Below are 19,280 nucleotides of genomic sequence, written 5' to 3' on the forward strand. Positions count from 1 at the left end.
AGAATAGCCTGATTGAGCTTTAGGTCATTTTTCGGTGAATTTTAATGGACATCCCGTAAACGATACTTTTCACTGAGCTTTAACAGCCGCACACATTCTTCATGCACGCGTGTAAACATTTCAGCGATATGTAACTTTCCTGCCAGATCAAGACGGTTAATCTCTTTTTTTGCAATTTCCGGTGCCTGTTCTCCAAATAACAGGATAAAGCGACGCGCTGCCCACATCACATCGGAGCGGTCAATTATAGGATCATCAAAACGATCCAGATTTTCAGGTGTTGATGGTGAAATTGTGAACGGAATTTGTTGCATGGAATATTCTCTCCTGACTACTGATACGACATGAAAAGCAAACTTCGTGCCGACTTTCATCGTCCGTGCAAAATGAGCTCAAACCGCTGTAATTCCTGTCAAATAACAACCAACTTGAAAACAGTCCTTTAACGAACAAGTATTCTGATTTTGCTATCAGGGGAAAATTTTTCCCTTAGCCCGGCATAAAAAACTAACCCGGCACAAAAAAACCGGTGATTTTCATCACCGGTTTTTCTGGGAAATCACGCGGTCTCCCGCGCCTCTTCATCCGACAGGGGATGCTCCAATTTCGCAATCATTTCTTTTGGACAAACTTGCCAGAAATGGCCGCGCTCCATCTCCCAATGGGCGAGCAACCGCTCTGCCATTGGGGATCCAGTTTTCTCGTAATGCTCCTGAACCAGTGCCTTGAGATCTTCTTCCCAATAACTTGATTGCAGCCGCTGATAAACAACGCTTTCAGCATTAATATTGGTCGGCAGACTATTATTTTCATCATAAACAAAGGCCATTCCACCGGTCATACCCGCAGCGAAGTTACCCCCTACTGCTCCCAGTATAACGACCTTACCACCCGTCATATATTCACAGCCATTTGTACCGCACCCTTCAATGACCGAAATGGCACCTGAATTTCTCACGGCATAGCGCTCACCAGCTTGACCGGCTGCAAACAGATATCCTGACGTAGCTCCATAAAGCACTGTGTTGCCAATGATTGTGTTTTCATTCCAAGTAATCGGACTGGATGTCATGGGCCGAACAACGATTGTTCCGCCCGAAAGTCCCTTACCGCAATAATCATTGGCATCCCCCAGAACCTCTAGCTTAAGACCCTGAACAGCGAAGGCGCCCAAAGACTGACCAGCAGAGCCACGCAAGCGCACAGTGATGTGACCTGGCTCAAGTCCGGTCATGCCAAAAGTGCGTACAATCTGCGAAGACAATTTCGTTCCGATCGCACGGTGAGTGTTCCGAATGCTATAGGCCAACTGACGCTTTTCACCGCCTTTATTAAAGACGTTTGCCGCATCCATGATCATCTGCGCATCAAGAGTTTCCGGAACAGGAACCGGTCCTGTATTCGTACAATAGCGCGGTTTGTCACCCGCATCGGCTTCTGCGAGAAGCGGGTTCAGATCGAGATCATCCAGATGTGCAGCACCGCGGCTCACCTGTGTAAGCAGATTACTACGCCCAATGATCTCCTCAAGTGATCTATAGCCAAGGGACGCAAGGATTTCACGAACCTCTTCGGCCAAGAAACTAAACAGATTGACGACCTTATCAGCCGTACCCTCATACTTTTTGATCAGCTCTTCATCCTGTGTGCAAATTCCGACAGGACAGGTGTTTGAATGACACTGACGAACAAGAATACAACCCAGCGCAACCAGTGCACCAGTTCCGAGACCATATTCCTCACCGCCCATCATAGCGCCAATAACAATGTCCCGTCCGGTCTTCATACCACCGTCCACACGAAGTAGTACGGAATGTCGTAATTTGTTCAGTGTCAGAACCTGATTAACCTCGGGCAAACCCATTTCCCATGGAACGCCGGCATATTTGACAGATGTCTGCGGGCTCGCACCAGTACCACCGGAGTTACCAGAAATCATAATCACATCGGCTTTAGCCTTGGCCACACCTGCGGCAACCGTTCCAATTCCCGCTTCAGCTACCAACTTCACGCAGACGCGCGCTTCTGGGTTAATCTGTTTCAAATCATAAATCAGCTGCGCCAGATCCTCGATAGAATAAATATCATGATGAGGTGGCGGTGAAATAAGCGTCACACCAGGAGTGGAATTGCGCAATTTAGCGATCATTTCAGAGACCTTAAAGCCCGGCAGCTGACCGCCTTCACCCGGTTTAGCACCTTGAGCGACTTTAATCTCAATTTCTTCACAGTTATTGAGATATTCTGCAGTCACGCCAAATCGTCCGGAAGCTACCTGTTTGATCGCAGAATTGGCGTTATCTCCATTAGGTCTCGGCGTAAAGCGATTCACATCTTCACCGCCTTCACCACTATCGGATTTTGCACCAATACGGTTCATCGCAATCGCAAGTGTTTCATGCGCCTCTTTAGAGAGGGCACCAAGGCTCATTGCACCCGTTACAAACCGTTTCCTGATTTCTGTGATACTTTCAACCTCATCAATCGGAATTGGTTTACGGTCAGATTTAAAGTCAAGCAAATCACGCAAATTCACCGGCGGCAGTTTCCGTTGCCCTTCACTGTATTTCTTGTAAAGAGAGTAGCTGTCCTTCTCCACAGCACTTTGCAAAATATGGATCAGCTCGCCATCGAAAGAATGTACCTCGCCGCTTGCCCGGTTCCTATAAAGACCGCCGATTGGCAACGCCACTACATCTTCCATATAGGCTTTGCGATGTTGTTCTATCACCATCTGCTGAATACCGGGCAAACCAATCCCAGACAGCCTGGATGGCATACCAGGGAAAAATTCAGCTACCAGAGCACGGGATAGGCCAACCGCCTCAAAATTATAACCACCACGGTAGGAGCTCAGAACAGAAATGCCCATTTTGGACATGACTTTCAGCAGTCCCTTGTCGACGGCTTTCTTGAAATTGGTAAGGCACGTATTCAGGTCCAGACCTTCAAACAGGTTCCGCTCAAAACGATCAACAATTGAATCCTGCAGAAGATAAGGGTTGATTGTGGTTGCACCCACACCTACCAACACGGCAAAATACTGTACATCCAGACATTCTGCTGTCCTGATATTGATCGACGTGAACGTCCGAAGGCCTTCATTTACAAGATGAGTATGAACACCCCCTGCGGCCAGAATACTGGGGATTGGAGCGCGTTCTGCAGTTGCATCCATGTCGCTCAGGATCAAATGTGCACAACCGCCGCGAACTGCGTCTTCTGCCTCATCGCGAATTCTGCGAAGCGCTTGCGATAGCGCATTTTGACCACCATTTACGTCGAAGGTACAGTCAATAACATGGCAATCGTCCCCCATGTAGCGCTGCATGGCTTCAAACTCACCACTAGTCAAAATCGGACTTTCAAGTGACAGAATTTCGGCCTGACTTGGATCCTCATCAAGAATATTATTGAGGTTACCAAGACGGGTTTTCAGGGTCATCACCGCCCGCTCACGCAAACTGTCAATTGGCGGGTTGGTCACCTGACTGAACCGCTGACGGAAGTAGTGATGTAGGCCGCGGTATTTTTTTGACAAAACGGCAAGGGGTGTATCATCACCCATAGACCCAACAGCCTCATTACCTTCTTCCGCCATGGGCTGCAGTATCAGCTCAAGATCTTCAATGCTCCAACCAGCGCACATCTGGCGCTCACGCAATTCCTTGCGATCAAATTTTCGCTCTTCCTTGACGTCAGTGAGTGTTTCTTCCAGCTCGACAACATTTTCCACCCATTTTTCAAATGGATGCGCTGCAGCCATCTTGTCTTTAAGCTCACGTGAGGCGTAAAAATTACCTTTTTTCAGATCGACGCCGATCATTTCACCGGGTCCAACACGACCCTTGCGGACCACGTTCAGTTCATTGACAGGCACCATTCCTGTCTCTGACCCAACAACCAGCATACCGTCTTTGGTCAAAGTATAGCGAAGTGGGCGCAATCCATTGCGATCAAGTCCGGCAATAACCCACCGCCCGTCTGTGGCGCAGATCGCAGCAGGCCCATCCCATGGCTCCATAACAGAGTTACAATAAGCATATAAAGCTTTATGCGCCTCTGGCATAGATGGTGAGTTTGACCAACTTTCCGGAATAAGAAGGGTTTTAGACATAGGGGCACTACGCCCCGCGCGCACCAGTACCTCAAATACAGCATCCAGCGCCGCACTATCGGAGCTACCGGCCTGAATAATTGGTTTCACATCATCCGAATGATCGCCAAATGTTTTGTGGGCCATACGGATTTCGTGGCTCTTCATCCAGTTGATGTTGCCGCGAATGGTATTGATCTCACCATTGTGCGCAAGTACGCGAAAAGGCTGTGCCAAATGCCATGTGGGAAATGTATTGGTGGAATAGCGCTGATGATAAATGGCAAAGTTGGACACAAAGCGCTCATCCAGCAGATCCGGATAGAAAGAGGATAGCTGCTCTGCCAGAAACATTCCTTTGTAAATTATGGAACGGCAGGACAGAGTACACACATAGAACCCGGTGATATGGGCGTTCAGAACTGCTTTTTCGATACGCCGACGAATTACATAAAGCTCACGCTCAAACGTTTCATCGTCCACACCCCGATTATTGGCGATCATGATTTGCTCAATTTCAGGGCGCGTCGCATTAGCTTTCTCCCCTATGATGCTTGCATCCACAGGGACCTGACGCCAACCGTAAATGTAATAACCAAATTTGAGGACTTCTGATTCCACAATCGTCCGGCAAGTTTCCTGAGCTTCAAAATCTGTCCGCGGCAGGAAAATCATGCCAACAGCGAGTTTACCGTCCAGTGGCTCATGCCCCGTACGTGCGATATGTTCCTTGAAAAAATCCTGCGGGATTTGCACGTGTATTCCGCAACCATCCCCGGTTTTTCCATCCGCATCCACAGCACCGCGATGCCAAACTGCCTTCAAAGCATCAATACCAGCTTCCACAACTTTGCGACTTGCAGATCCATCCATAGACGCGACAAGGCCAACACCACAGTTGTCATGCTCTTCTGCTGGATCATAGAGACCGTTTTTAGCTAGATGTTCAGCATTTTCCGCCCAGCTTTTCACAAACTGTTCGCCTGACAATTCCATCATTTCTTTTTTCATCTTACTCATCTCTAACTCCCTCAGGACGCTTTGGCCTGAGTGGCTGCCTGGCGCAAATAATTGGTAACAGATACGGCCGCATCACGGCCATCGCGAATGGCCCAAACAACAAGTGAAGCCCCGCGAACGATATCGCCAATGGCAAATACCCCTTCAAGATTGGTCATCTTGCTGACCGGGTCTGCTTCGATTGTCCCCCAACGTGAAACCGCAAGTTTGGGCTCATCAAACAGCGTCGGTATATCTTCGGGATCAAAACCAAGTGCCTTGATCGCCAGATCACACGGGACATTAAACTCAGATCCTTCAATCTCGACAGGAACCTGACGGCCAGTTGAATCTGCGATTCCCAAATGCATTTCGATCGCCCGAACTGCAGTAACCTCTCCATCTCCGTGGAAGGCTTTCGGCGCACTTAACCAGACAAACTCCACACCTTCCTCTTCGGCGTTGGTTGTCTCCCGCAAGGAGCCTGGCATGTTTTTGCGATCCCGGCGATACAGACATTTCACCGATTTAGCGCCTTGACGAACAGCCGTGCGAACACAGTCCATCGCCGTGTCACCACCGCCAATGACAACGACATCCTTCCCATCAGCATTCAACTCACCACTATCAAAGGCTGGCACCTCATCGCCAAGACCCTTGCGATTGGAAGCTGTCAAATAGTCGAGCGCCGGAACAATGCCTTTTTGTCCGCTACCGGGCAGGGAAATATCACGCGCCTTGTAAACACCGGTCGCAATAATAATTGCATCATGTTTTTCACGCAGCTCTGAAAGTGTTGCATCCCGGCCTACTTCGAAATTCAGGTGGAATGTTACACCACCATCGGCAAGCAGTTTGGCCCGGCGTTCCACAACGTCCTTTTCAAGTTTAAAACTTGGAATACCGTAAACCAGCAATCCGCCCACACGATCATAGCGATCGTAAACATGAACCTGATACCCTCTTTTGCGCATTTCATCAGCAGCGGCCATACCACCTGGACCAGCGCCTATAATCGCAACCGATTGATCGAGCTCTACTCTTGGGGCATTGGGTTTAACCCAGCCATTTTCCCACGCAGTATCCGTGATATATTTTTCCACAGCGCCGATTGTGACCGAGGAGAAACCTTTTTCGATCACACAAGAGCCTTCACACAAGCGGTCCTGCGGACAAATTCGGCCACAGATTTCAGGCAGGCTGTTTGTTGACTGACTAAGTTCATACGCCTCTTCAAGACGACCACTTGCCGTCAGGTTGAGCCAGTCCGGGATATTATTCTGTACAGGGCAATGAACCTGACAGAAAGGAATACCGCACTGCGAACAGCGACTTGCCTGCTCAACCGCTTTTTCGGGAGCAAACTCATCATAAATCTCGTTAAAGTCCTCACGCCGCTCAGATGCTTCCCTCTTTGCGGGCATCTGTTTTTCCAACGTGACAAATTTCAACATTTTTTTTGACATTGGCGTCTCTAACTCACTCCCGGAAATACCGGTTTATAATTTAACTCTTCGGCGTTTTCTGATTTTTGATCAGCCATCCTGACCGATGAAGCTGTCGCAATCGACCAGCAATTCCTTGCTGTTTCCCGGTTGCCATCAGACCATGCACCGTCTTCGAAATGAAGTGGATACCTGAATTTACTCTCTAGCTCTATCTTTGACTAGCAAATTCACACATATTAGTCAACAATAGTGACCTATTTTTCAAAAAACCATCACAGAATCTCGGGAATTCTACAAATATTTTCCAGAATTCGGAAAATTATAGTTCCGAAACGGACCTATAGAAATAATATTACTCAATCGCCAAGCGATTTTAAAGAATCTGTGAAATTCGCACAAAAAAAGCCGCCAACATTTCGTGTGGCGGCTTTTCAGAAGATTATTTAGGCGAATTTAAGCGTGCAGTTCGCTTAAACCACCACCTTTTTGGAAGCGTTTCAGATAGCTCAAGGCGACCGGCTAAATCGGGTTGGTGTAATTCCCAATTCAGCAAAACCAGCCTCAGATCCTGATACGATATTATCGCTCTTCAACAATTTCACCTGATCAATTGTTAGCATTGGCGCACCGGGAAGCAGTCCCAATACAAAACCAGCAATCTTCATCAGCCCCTCTGGCAGCGGTAAAATGAAAACTTTGCGCTTGGTTACATTTGTGATCCGACCAATTATCTCCGCAAGTGAAAGCTGCTCTGGCCCACCAAATTCATAGACCTTGCCTTGCGCCTCAGGCGTGTTAATGATTTTAACAATGGCCTCTGCCAGGTCTTCAACAAATACTGGCTGCATCAAATTTTTCCCGCCTTCCAGCAACGGTAAGACCGGCGAAAATGTGCTAAGGCTTGCAAATTTCAGGGTAAAACTATCATCACAACCAAACACGACGGACGGGCGAATAATACTAACTCCCGGAAATGCCTCGGTCACGGCGGCCTCTGCCTCCGCTTTCGTGCGGGCATATTTAGAAGGCTCTTCACATCCGCTCCAAGCGCCGACATATGCACAAGTTGCTTAGCTCCTGCAGCAGCTGCCGCCTCTGCCACCATAGCCGCACCGTTTCTGTGTACGGCGTCAAATTTCTGGGCGCCTGCTTCATACAACAACCCAACCAGATTAATGACAATATCTGCACCAGCCACAGCTCTCTCAATAGAGGCCCGATTGCGAATATTGGTCTGGACGCCGACAATCTGCCCGACATTACCCTGCGTCATCAACGCGGCCGCTTTTTCGGTGTCGCGCACAGCAATCCTGATCCGGTGCCCCTGCGCGGCCAGTCGGCCAACAAGGTGATGCCCAATAAAGCCGGAACCTCCAAAGATGGTAATCAGTTGCGTTGACATTATCGCTACCCTCTCATGCTCAGTTTGGAAACCTGTGTTTCCCTGTTTGATGACTGCTATTTAACGGCATATCCCGCGCCCGCCAAGCCAAAAGCACAAATATTTTTGAATCTTTTCAAAAGAATGTTGACAGGCAACCCCTATATTTATATCAGAGTGCCACGCAGCCTGTGCCCAGGTGGCGGAATTGGTAGACGCGCTAGCTTCAGGTGCTAGTTTCCGTATGGAAGTGGAAGTTCGAGTCTTCTCCTGGGCACCATCTCTCAAGTTTATTGAAATTAATAGAACAAACACTCCATTCAGAGGAGTAAAGAGAACTGGTATAGTGACTTCCTAAAGCCTCTTAATTTATACTGTTGACCATTAATTGACCTGACCTTTCTCGGAAAGGCTGTTGTGGCCAAACCACTATACGTTGACAGGGTTCTGAAACAAAGAATCTCAGCTCCGGTACATATTCCAAAAGGGCTTTGCCAGAGGAAAACCATTAAGTAGTGATAAAAGGTGGGACGCTATTTTTTTAGGTGGCAAGTTGCCGCCACTCGGCAAGGGCTACTTCACGTTTTAACTCGAAGCTTTTGCGGCTGTTGAGGTGCCGTTCCTGATTGAAATTGGTTGTGAATTGAAGATTGGGTCAAAGCAACTATCTATAATGATTATACGCTTCGGAATTTGATCATCGCTTGTTCCCCTCGTCGGAACGGTTGGTGAGAGTTTTCCGCTCTATTATTCAGCCAACGACCCGTCTCCTAGCGATTTTCAATACCAATCATCTTCAACGCTGCCCTGTACGAGCGAAGTTTGTCTGTTGCTATAATCTTTGGTGAACCATATCACTTCATGGTTTTCTTCAGTAACGTCAGTGCAGCTCTCCAATCACGCCTCTTTGTTACGAACTCTTCGAGAACCTCTCCTTCGTGATCCACTGCTCGCCATAGATAATATAATTCACCGTTAATCCTGACGAAAACTTCGTCCAGATGCCATTTCCATTGCAGCCAAGCGAATGATTTCAGGTGAAGTCTTTAAATAACAAAATGGATTTTCATTTGGCGACGGTAAAACTAACGTCACCAAGCCACAAGCAATTTTCCTCTGACAATGCCGTAGCATCTCTTTTAAAGTAGCCTACTGGTCTTATTTACTGCACACTCATGCCAGCATGAAGGGGGATGCGGGTATCCGTTAGGGTACCGTCTTCTGAATAGAGATCGGACAGGGTCAGCCTGCTTTTATTAAGGATATAGTCTGCCGGTTCCGGCACCTCACCGAACCAGTAGAGCGGATGAGGCTCTTCCCCGTCTTTCGCAATAAGGCCCGTCTCAAAAATCTGATAGCCTTCATTTTTAAGCGCGTCCATAATCCGCCAGTCACCCTTGCCGTCCTGACCCACCATCAGGGTACCAAGGCGCATTTTAGCATGAGAATAAACATCTTGTGATTTGTCAGTGATATAGGCGACCTCAATAAACCGGTCCCCTTCACTTCCCACCGGCAGGTTGGTCGCCGCCCGGATAAGTCTTCCATCCCGATCCACTACAGCCCCATCAGCAAGGATAATATCCATAAGCGGTATATGCGCGCCCTTGTTCGGCCCATCGCCACACAAGGTCGAATGGCCCGGTGTCATCTTAACCCCATGAAAATCAAGGAGATCATCCACGATATTGGTCATGGTCCGGGTCACCTTCGCCGACCGCAATCCGCCAAGTCCGTAATTGGCTCCCGGATCATAGGCCGCAACCTCGTTGCCGATCTCGATGGATTCAATCGGCTTCTGCGATCCGTCGGCCATATCGATCAGCGTGCCAGCAGAAAAGCAACGTTCAATTGGTTTAAAGATTTTACCATTTGATTTAACATCTTCAGGCTCAATTCCTAATTCTGCGTCTGGGATTTCGCCCCTAAGCCTTTCCAATTGCCTCTTAGTTAGCTCAAGTATTACTGGATCATCGGTAGAATTAATGAACTTCATTTCAGAATGGCTAATTCCTGCCCTCTTTAGGGCCTGATAGGTGCGGGTATTATGTACAATATCAACACCATCAATAGTTACAATGTGTACAGGGAGATCATTGACGGTTACAGCCCCAGTACGAAGCAAACGACTCCTATCATCTATAGTCTCAATAGCTGTTCCAAATTTTGCTGAATAGTCACTTCTTCCATAGGCGGAAAAAGATTCGCTAAAATCAGCTTGCGCCAATCGTAGCGGCCGACCACTATAAACAAGCTTTGGAAGAAAATCAAAAGCAGCGAGACTAACAAGCTCAAAGATATCAGTTACAATATCTCCATTGGTTCGCATTGCAGATCTATATTCGATATTTGCTAGTTCAGTGCGACTTAACCACTGATTTTTATCAATCTCACCTGAATAGTATGCTCTATCATATCTAAGTAGTTTTTGGTAATTGTCATTTACAATCCTAGCTGTTTCAGACGCAGTCGGCCCCTCACCCCACCAATCAATAAATTTATTTGCTAAAGTTAGCTGATATTCATATGGCTTATAGCCTTGGTAAGTTTCAAATGCCTGCTGCAGTTTTAAGTAGCTATTTTCGATCAGTTCTTGGATACTATCAGACATTGAGAATTCCACCATTTAGATTAAGGGATTGTTACTTTATTCAACTACCAGCTATTTTTCAACAACTTGAACCGTGTTATTTCATGCCAACCAATTTTATTGATCTTTGCCCAATTGGATACAGAGTTTGTGAAGCAAAACTAAACTTCGATGGCTATACCTTAGCAATTGAAATTGAAACGTTCTCCAAAAATAAAGAAACAGTCTGCAAGCGCTTTGAATTCCCTAAAGTACAGAAGTTTGAATTTTCTCAGACACATGCTTTAGGTAGCTTTGAACTGTATAAACTCAATCAAATTGAAGAGAGAAAAGCCGAAAACAAAATAGACTATTTGTACATCGGGTATTGTGAAGATTTTGGAGCATTTATAGTGACCTCAAGCAAGATAAATATAGCCAGTACAATTGCCAACTAAATCCAATGATGTCAGAAACCCATGCTAAACTATAAACGCCTTAGCAAAGTAATCTCCCATGCATTACGACATGAGCCCGAGAAATACGGAATTAAACTTGATTCAAATGGTTGGGCACCAATTCAAACATTGATTGAAGGAATAAAACGTCAAGCACCTGTTTTCTCAGCTATTGAAATAGAAGATATTACTAGTGCCATTCAATCTAGTGACAAAGTAAGACATGAGATTAAGTCGGGTCAAATTAGAGCGACGTACGGTCATTCTACGAAAAAAAAAATAAATAAAACTATTGAAATGACTGGTGTTCCAGATCACTTGTTTCATGGGACTTCCCCAGATGCTTGGGCAATAATTAAGGAGGAAGGCTTAAATCCGCAGAGCAGGCAATATGTCCACATGTCTAATAATGCTCAAGTGGCACGGAAAGTTGGTGCTCGAAAATCTAAAAACCCAGTTGTTTTGCAAATCGATACAATTCTTGCCAGAAAAAACTCTGTCCAGTTTAGTCGAGAAAAAAACGGTGTATGGCTCTCCAACGCTATTCCAAGCTTTTGTATTAAAGAGATAGCAAAAAACTAGGCCGTAGACTCATTAAATCTGAGCCAAATATGTATTGCAGCGAGTTTGACCATAGCGAAATAAGATGAACCGAACTTAAAATAGCGGGTTGCGACACCCCTTTCGTGAAGAAGGTCTTCAACTTGACGCAGTGACAACGGATAACGGACATGCATCAACACGGCCAAGCGAATGATTTCAGGTGAAGTCTTTAAATAACAAAATGGATTTTCATTTGGCGACGGTAAAACTAACGTCACCAAGCCACAAGCAATTTTCCTCTGACAATGGTTACTTCTTTGCGGGAAGCGAGTAAGGTGAGAAGCCGGTTAAATCGGTGTTCACTTCCAGTCGGCGGCCTGCCATTGGAAAAGCACGCTGGGAGCAGGCTTCACGTGGACAGACCTTGCACCCTGCGCCAATGGGTGTCGCATCTTCGGGATTGTTGATATCAAGCCCTTTCGAATAGATCAGGCGATGGGCATGCTGAACATCACAGCCAAGCGCAATGGCAAATGTCTTTTTGGGAGCCCCGTATCGCCCATGCCCGCTAGTTACCGTACGGGTGACCCAGAAATACTGACGGCCATCTGGCATTTCTGCCAATTGGGTCAATATTTCTCCCGGATGGTCGAATGCCGAATGCACTTTCCATAAAGGGCAACTGCCACCAATTTTCGAAAAATGAAAATCCGTTGCGGATTGCCGTTTGGAAATATTCCCTGCCCGATCAACCCGAAGGAAGAAGAAGGGAATTCCGCGCTTCGTCGGCCTTTGCAACGTACTCAGTCGGTGACATATTGTCTCATACCCCAGCGAATACTGATGTCCCAGCCATTCAATATCATAAGAGCACGCCTCGGCGTCCTTCCAGAACTGTTGATAGGGCATGAGCAAAGCCGCGGCAAAATAGTTAGCCAGTCCAACCTTCGCAAGCTTGATGGTTCCCTCAATTGTAAATTCTGTGAACCGACTGTTTTGAAGTAATCCATTTATGGCATCTTCATGCTCCAATAATGCAAGCTGAGTTGCCATCTGGTAGGCTTTTTGCCCTTCGTTGAGCGCCTTGGACAGGTAAAGTGTTCGTGCTGCGGAATCATAGTGACGCAAACGGCCGGTTTCGAACGACTCATTCTCTGCAATTTTGATCCCGATTTTGCTGAAATATTGTGACAACCCCTTCAGCTGCTGCCCAATTTCCAGTTTAAGCTCCTCAAAACGATCTTCCGCCAACTGATCAAATTCCGGAAAAAAGTTATGATTATCATAGAAAAAATCACGAACTGCTTCGTATGAGGTAAGCGATGGATAGGCACCAGATGCCTCACCCCCAAGCGTAAGGGTATGGGTAAGCTCTTCCTGCTTTTTAAAATCACGGTGAAGGGAAATAACCTGTCTCGCAATTTCTGGAAGATTTTCAACAAGATTTCGAATTTGCTCAGCGGTAATACCTGACCCTTGGGGAAATGCTTCTCTCAGCTCCGCTACCAGTCGCGCATCACCTTCTTCTGAAAAGAACTGGATATCCAACCCAAATTCCTGGTTAATTCTGAGCAATATCTGAACCGTGAGGGGACGCTGGTTCCGTTCTATCTGATTGAGATAGCTGGGAGATATTTCCAGTCGCTTTGCAAGGGCCGCTTGAGTTAATCCGAGTTCTTCACGCAAACGACGGATACGACCACCCAGAAAAACTTTTTTCATAATCTTCGCAATCTTTGCAAAATTTCCAAGAGCCTTCACAAATGCTCGCATTTTCAGGCCTTCCCACCAAATTAATCTGCAAATATTGTAAATGCAAGATTCATCTTGGCGAAGAGATGAGGAAACGTCTTGGGAAACCTTGGAACATATAACGTCAATGAAATTGACCTCAGCACGATGTTCCGAGCTTGCGGAAAACGCGATACATCCTTGAGATCCTGCCTTTGTCTCAGCGTTCTAAGTTGACCGTCGTTGGCGCTCAGATGGTTCTTGTCAACACTGTTAAAGAGAGAGTTAACCTTATGAAAAACAGAAAAACCTACGCAGAATTGCAGTCGGAACTGATGAAGCGGTATCCGCAAGGTGTGACATCGGGCGGTGTCAGTGTCGACGACATCATCCAGCTCAAAATTCAAAACACTTACGATACCCACCTTGATATCGCCCGTGATATGGCAGGTGTGATGCGCGCTGATATGGCGGCATATGACGAAAATCCAGAAAACTTTACGCAGTCTTTAGGCTGCTGGTCTGGCTTTCACGCTCAGCAGATGATCCGGTCTGTGAAACGTTTAAGAGGCACCACCAAAGGAGCTTACGTATATCTTTCCGGCTGGATGGTTGCCGGCCTTCGCAACCGTTGGGGTCACCTTCCTGATCAGTCAATGCACGAAAAAACTGCTGTCGCTGATTTGATCAACGAAATTTATACGTCTCTTCGTCAAGCTGACGAGGTAGAACTGAATGATCTGTTTAAAGCGCTGTCAGCGGCACGCGAGGCAGGTGATATTGCTGCGGAAAAAGCTGCCATTCAGGCAATCGACAACTTTGAAAGTCATGTCGTGCCAATCATCGCAGATATCGATGCTGGTTTCGGCAATGAGCACGCAACATACCTTCTTGCCAAGGAATTGATCAAGGCGGGTGCCTGCTGCCTGCAGATCGAAAATCAGGTTTCTGACGCCAAACAATGTGGCCATCAGGATGGTAAAGTTACAGTACCACGCGAAGACTTTATCGAAAAATTGCGGGCTTGCCGCCTTGCTTTTGAAGAGCTGGGTGTTGATGACGGCGTCATTGTTGCGCGTACCGACAGCCTTGGTGCGGGCTTGACACAAAAAGTACCTGTGAGCATGGAGCCGGGCGATCTGGCTTCAGAATATATCAAATGGCTGGAAGTTGAACCGATCACTGACACGTCTCCTGCTCGTGAGGGCGAGATGCTACTGTCTTTGAATGGTGAGATTGTAAGACCTGTTCGTTTGCCTAACGGCCTGTTTGCTTTCAAAGAGAATACAGGCCGCGCGAGAGTTGTTGAGGACTGTATTGCATCTCTTACACAAGGTGGAGCTGATCTGTTATGGATCGAAACAGCAACACCGGATGTGGAAGAAATTGCAGGTATGGTAAATGAGATCCGAAAAGTCGTGCCAAATGCAAAACTGACCTACAACAACTCTCCATCCTTTAACTGGACATTGAACTTGCGCAAGCAGGTTCGACAAGGGTGGATTAACGAAGGCAAAATCAGCGAGACTGACTACCCGGACGGGAACGCGTTGATGAGCGCTGAATTTGATGATACCGAACTGGGCAGAGAAGCCGACGCTCGTCTGGCCCGCTTCCAGCACGACATCTCAACAAAAGCTGGCGTATTCCACAACTTGATTACCCTACCAACCTTCCACCTTACAGCCAAGGGTATGGATGAACTGTCCAACGGTTACTTTGGTGAAGATCGGATGTTGGCTTATGTGGGTACCATCCAAAGAGAGGAAATCCGCCGCGGTATTTCCGCTGTGAAACATCAGCATGAAGTTGGTTCTGATCTTGGCGATACTTTCAAGGAAATGGTTGGTGGTGACCGTGCTTTGAAAGCTGGTGGTGCCAAGAATACCATGAACCAGTTTGACGCCGCCTAACGCAATGGGCCCGCACTCAAATGCGGGCCTTCATTAAGGAAATGATCATGTCAGATAACATTTTTCAACGGATTGATGCCCCGGAGCGCACAGATGAAGAACGCGCCATTATACGTGTGGCTGATGCCACGCATCGCTTAAACGAAGCCGTTCAACGAGCTGTTTCAAGTGGTCTGTCTGTAGAGTTGGTCAGAGTATCACGCTTCCATGACTCGAACGGAAACTGGGGCGATCAGGTTGTTCCGACCATCCGTGAAGGCAATTCAAAAACCAAAAACTGAGTGTATGACCATCATTAACTGCCTTGATCGTTGAACCCAGGCAACAGAATTCCGATTACGGAAAACGCCAAGCAGCGATTAAGCTGCATCGCTGACACACCGCCTCTGTCTCCGCCCGAGCTTAGGCGGTGTGTTGCGTCTGGCAATAACTGAACGCCAATTACAGTGGTTTTATAAGCTGTGGACAGGCATCTCACGGAAGTTAAACAAAACCAAAAACTCGACATTTAAACCTGTTAAGGTTTCAGAGCATCTATTTTGTCAGACCGTAAAACTTCAATAAGCTTTTTGACTAAAGGTTCCTCCATTGCTTCTGGCCTAACAATACAGGAACATTCCCAATTATATGTTGTTGGCCCGTCCACAACTCTCATTCGCCCCGCATTAATATCATCACTAAACAAGACTTCAGGCCCACCAGAAATGCTGTCTGTTCCCAAAACAACACTTTTAAGAGTAGGATAGTTTTCACATATTACTCTTTTTCGATCAGATGATGAGGCTCTGTGGCCCATCTGTCCCTGCATGCCGCCTAATTTTGGAGCTGCAAATGGATAAGCCAATAGGTCTTCTCTGGTAAGAGGTGATTTCTTCTTAAAAATGGGATGTCCCTCACGAGCCACCGTAATTGTCCTGGAATTGGCAAGCGGTATCCCAACATAATCGTCCCCAATATCTTCTGTACCAAACGGGCCAATTACCGCATCCACTTCCGAACTTTCCAACAGTTTCATGAGTATCTGTAAATTCTCAGTACGAACAGTAATCATACTATCCCCGGTTTGATTAACCAGCTCAGGCAATAAACGCGGAAGAAACAGATGCTCAACAATGGGGCCAACCGCCACAGACAGGCTGCCCATTGTACCTGATGAAATCTGTTTTAAGTGTCGTTCAATTCTCTTCATTTCTGAAAATATACTGCCCGAAGCGTCAATCAGGTATTTTGCAGCCTGTGTAGGCATAAGCCCTTTCGCTGCCCGATAGAACAACTTGCTACCCAACTGATCTTCTAACCGAGAAATCCTTTTGCTTAAAGTCGGTTGCGACAGGTTTAGACGCAAAGCAGCTTTACTAATACTGCCTTGCTCGCAAATCGTTTTAACTTCAATGATGTCGGAAATATCTAGCATGTGATCTTCCAATTTTCGTATTGTTATGCATATTTTTAGTATATTTAATAAAATCTATTCATTTTATTTGCATCCATAAAATATCTAACCTCCTGCGAAATAGAAAAACGCGGGAGAGAAAATGAGTACAGCAATCATATTAGGGGCGGGTGATGGTATCGGCGGGGCACTCGCCGAACGCTTTGCCGAGGAGGGCTATCACTCCGTCATCGTTCGCCGAGATATAAACAAAGCCAATAAAGCGGCCGAAATCTTAAAATCCAAAGGCTACAAAGCAAGCGGACACAATGCAGACGTTAGAGACCCTGAACAGGTTAAAAATCTTTTTGATCAAGCGGAGTCCACATGGGGGAAAATAGAAGTCTGCATTTACAACGCCGGGGCAAATGTTCAAAAAGATTTAATCGACACGAGCCCAAAACTTTTCAGACAAGTCTGGGAATTAGCTTGCTTTGGAGGTTTCCTCGCTGCTCGTGAATGTGCACTACGAATGCCAAAAAATGGAAAAGGCACTCTTTTGTTTACCAGCGCCACTTCTTCTCAACGATCTGGCAAAGGGTACTCTGCTTTCGCAAGTGCCAAATTTGGCTTGAAAGCAGTTGCCCAAGCCGCAGCGAAGGAACTGGGCCCTAAAAATATTCATGTGGGTCATGTGGTTATTGATTGTGGCGTTTATACAGAAGCCATACGTAAGCGCTTTGAACTACGTAATATCGATATCAATGACTTACCAGATGATTCCCTAGCCTCTCCACAAAGTATCGCACAAGCATACTGGTATCTCCACACCCAACCAAGGGACGCTTGGACGCATGAATTAGACCTGCGACCCTTTAGTGAGGCTTGGTAATGCCTGTTAAAAATTCAAATAGCTCTTCCAGCATTCATCTATGGGGAGTGGGAACAACCAGATCACTGCGTCCCATTTGGGTCGCTGAGGAATTGAACCTTCACTACCAACTTAGTGCAATCGGCGCACGAACGGGTGAAACAGCGTCAAAAAAATTTACAAAACTAAACCCAAAACAAAAAATTCCCTTTCTGACGGACCATCAAATAAACCTGTCAGAAAGTAATGTAATTTGTCAGTACTTAATAGATCAGTATGACCACGACAACCGATTTTACAAACCACACAACATCGTAGAAACAGCCAAATACAATGAATGCTGTTCATATATACTAAACGAGTTGGACGAGACCAGCCTCTACGTCATAAGGCGCCATCACGACCTGAAACACATCTACGGCGACGCCCCAAAAGCAGTTGAGGCAGCGAAACAGTATTTTTGTAAATATCTTCATGTCTCTGCTAACGAGTTTAAAGGGCCTAATTTGCTGGGTGATCGTTTTTCGCTCGCCGATATAATTCTCACTTCATGTTTGATCTGGGCTCAAAAATACCAAATCAACATCCCCAGAAACCTCATACCATACTTCAAGCAGGTAACCCAAAGGGATGCATTCAAGAAAGCTGTCTCAATTAACAATACCGATTTCGAAGGAGTCAAAAGATGGGAGCCTTAAATGGAGTGAGAATTGTTGATCTCACAACGATGGTATCCGGCCCGGTTGCCGCCACAATCCTCGCCGATCAAGGAGCGGATGTTATCAAAATCGAACCTCTTCAGGGAGAGCAGATGCGCCACTTACGCGCGTCTAAAAACGGGGTCAACCCAATGTTTTTCTCCTGCAACAGAGGAAAAAAATCACTCCCACTGGACCTTAAAACTAAAAAAGGAAAAGCCGTTCTTTGGAAACTCATAGAAACTGCAGATGTCTTTATTCAAAACTTTCGTCCCGGAGCTATTGACCGAATGGGCTTTAGTGATGAAGCCCTGCGTAAAGTGAACCCTAACCTAATAAATGTTGCAATCAGCGGTTTTGGAGAGAAAGGTCCCTATGCTCAGAAACGGGTCTACGATCCTGTAATTCAGGCCCTTTCGGGTGCAGCAGATATTCAGGCGGATCGAAGCTCAGGAAAACCACAAATGTTTCGTCTCATTGTCGCAGACAAAATCACATCAATTACGGCAGCGCAAGCAATCACCGCGGCCCTTTATACCCGAGAGAAGACAGGTAAAGGGCAACTCATTAAACTTTCGATGCTTGACTGTATGCTTGCCTTCATGTGGCCCGAAGGCATGACCGGAATTACATATGCTGAACAGGAAGTAGATGTTACGAAAAACCAAAGCGCAACAGACTTGGTATTTCCTACCCTCGACGGACATATTACAGCAGGGGCTGTCTCCGACGCGGAATGGCAAGGAATGTGCCGGGCATTCAAGCGTGAAGAATTGATCAATGATGAAAGATTCAAAACGTCCCTGGACCGCTTTAAAAACGCTGAGTTAAGGCGCACCATTATGGCTGAAGAAATAGCTAAATGGAAGTCCGCGGAAATACTGGAACGACTGGATCGAGAAGACGTTCCATGCGCACCAATCCTTATGAGGATGGAGCTGTTGGAAAACGAACAAATTAACGCAAATAATAGTATTACAAGGTTGCATTTCGAAGATTTTGGTGAAGTTCGGCAAGCTAGACCACCTGCAGATTTTCAAATAACACCAAGTAACACAAATTGTCCCGCGCCTAAGTTGGGTGAGCACACATTCGCCATCCTTAACGAGCTTGGTTATAGCAAGCAAGAGCAACAAAAGCTTCTTGAAGAGAAAATTACTAAAGCAATCTGAAAATTACACTTTCGCAATAAAACCCAGAA

At 46.5% G+C, this 19,280-nt stretch carries 15 protein-coding genes, 1 tRNA gene and 1 pseudogene; 8 read left to right on the forward strand and 9 right to left on the reverse strand.

All coding sequences use genetic code 11. From position 1 onward, the window contains the following. Positions 1-41: 41 nt before the first annotated feature. The 5 genes from JCM23214_RS02070 to JCM23214_RS23745 all read right to left on the reverse strand — a co-directional run bounded on the left by JCM23214_RS02070 (position 42) and on the right by JCM23214_RS23745 (position 7,945). Positions 42-314 carry a hypothetical protein gene (locus JCM23214_RS02070; protein ID WP_025897276.1) on the reverse strand — a complete coding sequence of 91 codons (273 nt, stop codon included), beginning with the start codon at positions 312-314 and terminating at the stop codon, positions 42-44. A gap of 245 nt (positions 315-559) precedes the next feature. Beyond that, the gene (gltB, locus tag JCM23214_RS02075; RefSeq protein WP_037492556.1) at positions 560-5,116 is read right to left on the reverse strand and encodes a glutamate synthase large subunit; all 4,557 of its coding nucleotides are present in this window, start codon (positions 5,114-5,116) and stop codon (positions 560-562) included. An 11-nt stretch (positions 5,117-5,127) separates the two neighbouring features. Then, the gene (locus JCM23214_RS02080) at positions 5,128-6,561 is read right to left on the reverse strand and encodes an NAD(P)-dependent oxidoreductase (protein ID WP_025897279.1); all 1,434 of its coding nucleotides are present in this window, start codon (positions 6,559-6,561) and stop codon (positions 5,128-5,130) included. Between the two features lie 488 nt (positions 6,562-7,049). After that, positions 7,050-7,529, reverse strand: a complete 480-nt coding sequence (locus JCM23214_RS23740) for a Rossmann-fold NAD(P)-binding domain-containing protein (protein ID WP_199899220.1) — start codon at positions 7,527-7,529, stop codon at positions 7,050-7,052. After that, complete coding sequence (locus JCM23214_RS23745; protein ID WP_199899221.1) at positions 7,526-7,945, reverse strand: SDR family NAD(P)-dependent oxidoreductase; 420 nt, start codon at positions 7,943-7,945, stop codon at positions 7,526-7,528. Before JCM23214_RS23745 ends, JCM23214_RS23740 begins: the two co-directional genes overlap by 4 nt. Before the next feature lie 172 nt (positions 7,946-8,117). Between JCM23214_RS23745 and JCM23214_RS02090 the strand changes: the two genes are divergently transcribed. Beyond that, positions 8,118-8,204 (forward strand) — tRNA-Leu (locus JCM23214_RS02090). A gap of 261 nt (positions 8,205-8,465) precedes the next feature. Here JCM23214_RS02090 and JCM23214_RS26425 read toward each other — a convergent pair. Both JCM23214_RS26425 and JCM23214_RS02095 read right to left on the reverse strand, forming a co-directional pair. Then, positions 8,466-8,940, reverse strand: a pseudogene (locus tag JCM23214_RS26425) (IS6 family transposase); the annotation flags it as partial. Between the two features lie 146 nt (positions 8,941-9,086). Next, positions 9,087-10,535 carry a Hint domain-containing protein gene (locus JCM23214_RS02095; protein ID WP_025897280.1) on the reverse strand — a complete coding sequence of 483 codons (1,449 nt, stop codon included), beginning with the start codon at positions 10,533-10,535 and terminating at the stop codon, positions 9,087-9,089. A gap of 83 nt (positions 10,536-10,618) precedes the next feature. On the opposite strand from JCM23214_RS02095, the gene JCM23214_RS02100 reads away from it, so the two are divergent. Continuing rightward, positions 10,619-10,951, forward strand: a complete 333-nt coding sequence (locus JCM23214_RS02100; RefSeq protein ID WP_025897281.1) for a hypothetical protein — start codon at positions 10,619-10,621, stop codon at positions 10,949-10,951. Between the two features lie 21 nt (positions 10,952-10,972). After that, entirely contained in the window at positions 10,973-11,533 is a 561-nt protein-coding gene (locus tag JCM23214_RS02105; RefSeq protein WP_025897282.1) for an RNA 2'-phosphotransferase, read from the forward strand. A gap of 270 nt (positions 11,534-11,803) precedes the next feature. Here JCM23214_RS02105 and JCM23214_RS02115 read toward each other — a convergent pair whose 3' ends face one another. Continuing rightward, on the reverse strand, positions 11,804-13,267 hold the full coding sequence (locus JCM23214_RS02115) for a short-chain fatty acyl-CoA regulator family protein (protein WP_199899222.1): 1,464 nt from the start codon (positions 13,265-13,267) through the stop codon (positions 11,804-11,806). Between the two features lie 251 nt (positions 13,268-13,518). Here JCM23214_RS02115 and JCM23214_RS02120 point away from each other — a divergent pair, with 251 nt between their 5' ends. Both JCM23214_RS02120 and JCM23214_RS02125 read left to right on the forward strand, forming a co-directional pair. Then, on the forward strand, positions 13,519-15,138 hold the full coding sequence (locus tag JCM23214_RS02120; protein ID WP_025897285.1) for an isocitrate lyase: 1,620 nt from the start codon (positions 13,519-13,521) through the stop codon (positions 15,136-15,138). Positions 15,139-15,185: 47 nt separating this feature from the next. Then, on the forward strand, positions 15,186-15,419 hold the full coding sequence (locus JCM23214_RS02125) for a hypothetical protein (protein ID WP_051547985.1): 234 nt from the start codon (positions 15,186-15,188) through the stop codon (positions 15,417-15,419). Between the two features lie 236 nt (positions 15,420-15,655). Here the strand turns inward: JCM23214_RS02125 and JCM23214_RS02130 are convergent, their stop codons facing one another. Beyond that, on the reverse strand, positions 15,656-16,552 hold the full coding sequence (locus JCM23214_RS02130) for a LysR family transcriptional regulator (RefSeq protein ID WP_025897288.1): 897 nt from the start codon (positions 16,550-16,552) through the stop codon (positions 15,656-15,658). 121 nt (positions 16,553-16,673) lie between these two features. Between JCM23214_RS02130 and JCM23214_RS02135 the strand changes: the two genes are divergently transcribed. The 3 genes from JCM23214_RS02135 to JCM23214_RS02145 are packed head-to-tail and all read left to right on the forward strand — an operon-like array spanning position 16,674 to position 19,251. Then, a complete protein-coding gene (locus JCM23214_RS02135) occupies positions 16,674-17,402 on the forward strand; it encodes an SDR family NAD(P)-dependent oxidoreductase (RefSeq protein ID WP_025897290.1) in 729 nt (242 codons plus the stop codon). Next, the gene (locus tag JCM23214_RS02140; RefSeq protein WP_025897291.1) at positions 17,402-18,079 is read left to right on the forward strand and encodes a glutathione S-transferase family protein; all 678 of its coding nucleotides are present in this window, start codon (positions 17,402-17,404) and stop codon (positions 18,077-18,079) included. The genes JCM23214_RS02135 and JCM23214_RS02140 overlap by 1 nt, the downstream gene beginning before the upstream one ends. After that, positions 18,067-19,251 (forward strand): CaiB/BaiF CoA transferase family protein, encoded by a 1,185-nt coding sequence (locus JCM23214_RS02145; RefSeq protein WP_025897292.1) that lies wholly within the window; start codon positions 18,067-18,069, stop codon positions 19,249-19,251. Before JCM23214_RS02140 ends, JCM23214_RS02145 begins: the two co-directional genes overlap by 13 nt. Positions 19,252-19,280: the final 29 nt, after the last annotated feature.

The organism is Sneathiella glossodoripedis JCM 23214, from assembly GCF_000616095.1.
Lineage (GTDB): Bacteria > Pseudomonadota > Alphaproteobacteria > Sneathiellales > Sneathiellaceae > Sneathiella > Sneathiella glossodoripedis.

Coding starts and splice junctions, on each gene's coding strand:
- JCM23214_RS02070 (WP_025897276.1), bottom strand. CDS start 314: ATGCAACAAATTCCGTTCACAATTTCACCATCAACACCTGAAAATCTG.
- gltB (WP_037492556.1), bottom strand. CDS start 5,116: ATGAGTAAGATGAAAAAAGAAATGATGGAATTGTCAGGCGAACAGTTT.
- JCM23214_RS02080 (WP_025897279.1), bottom strand. CDS start 6,561: ATGTCAAAAAAAATGTTGAAATTTGTCACGTTGGAAAAACAGATGCCC.
- JCM23214_RS23745 (WP_199899221.1), bottom strand. CDS start 7,945: ATGTCAACGCAACTGATTACCATCTTTGGAGGTTCCGGCTTTATTGGG.
- JCM23214_RS02095 (WP_025897280.1), bottom strand. CDS start 10,535: ATGTCTGATAGTATCCAAGAACTGATCGAAAATAGCTACTTAAAACTG.
- JCM23214_RS02100 (WP_025897281.1), top strand. CDS start 10,619: ATGCCAACCAATTTTATTGATCTTTGCCCAATTGGATACAGAGTTTGT.
- JCM23214_RS02105 (WP_025897282.1), top strand. CDS start 10,973: ATGCTAAACTATAAACGCCTTAGCAAAGTAATCTCCCATGCATTACGA.
- JCM23214_RS02115 (WP_199899222.1), bottom strand. CDS start 13,267: ATGCGAGCATTTGTGAAGGCTCTTGGAAATTTTGCAAAGATTGCGAAG.
- JCM23214_RS02120 (WP_025897285.1), top strand. CDS start 13,519: ATGAAAAACAGAAAAACCTACGCAGAATTGCAGTCGGAACTGATGAAG.
- JCM23214_RS02125 (WP_051547985.1), top strand. CDS start 15,186: ATGTCAGATAACATTTTTCAACGGATTGATGCCCCGGAGCGCACAGAT.
- JCM23214_RS02130 (WP_025897288.1), bottom strand. CDS start 16,552: ATGCTAGATATTTCCGACATCATTGAAGTTAAAACGATTTGCGAGCAA.
- JCM23214_RS02135 (WP_025897290.1), top strand. CDS start 16,674: ATGAGTACAGCAATCATATTAGGGGCGGGTGATGGTATCGGCGGGGCA.
- JCM23214_RS02140 (WP_025897291.1), top strand. CDS start 17,402: ATGCCTGTTAAAAATTCAAATAGCTCTTCCAGCATTCATCTATGGGGA.
- JCM23214_RS02145 (WP_025897292.1), top strand. CDS start 18,067: ATGGGAGCCTTAAATGGAGTGAGAATTGTTGATCTCACAACGATGGTA.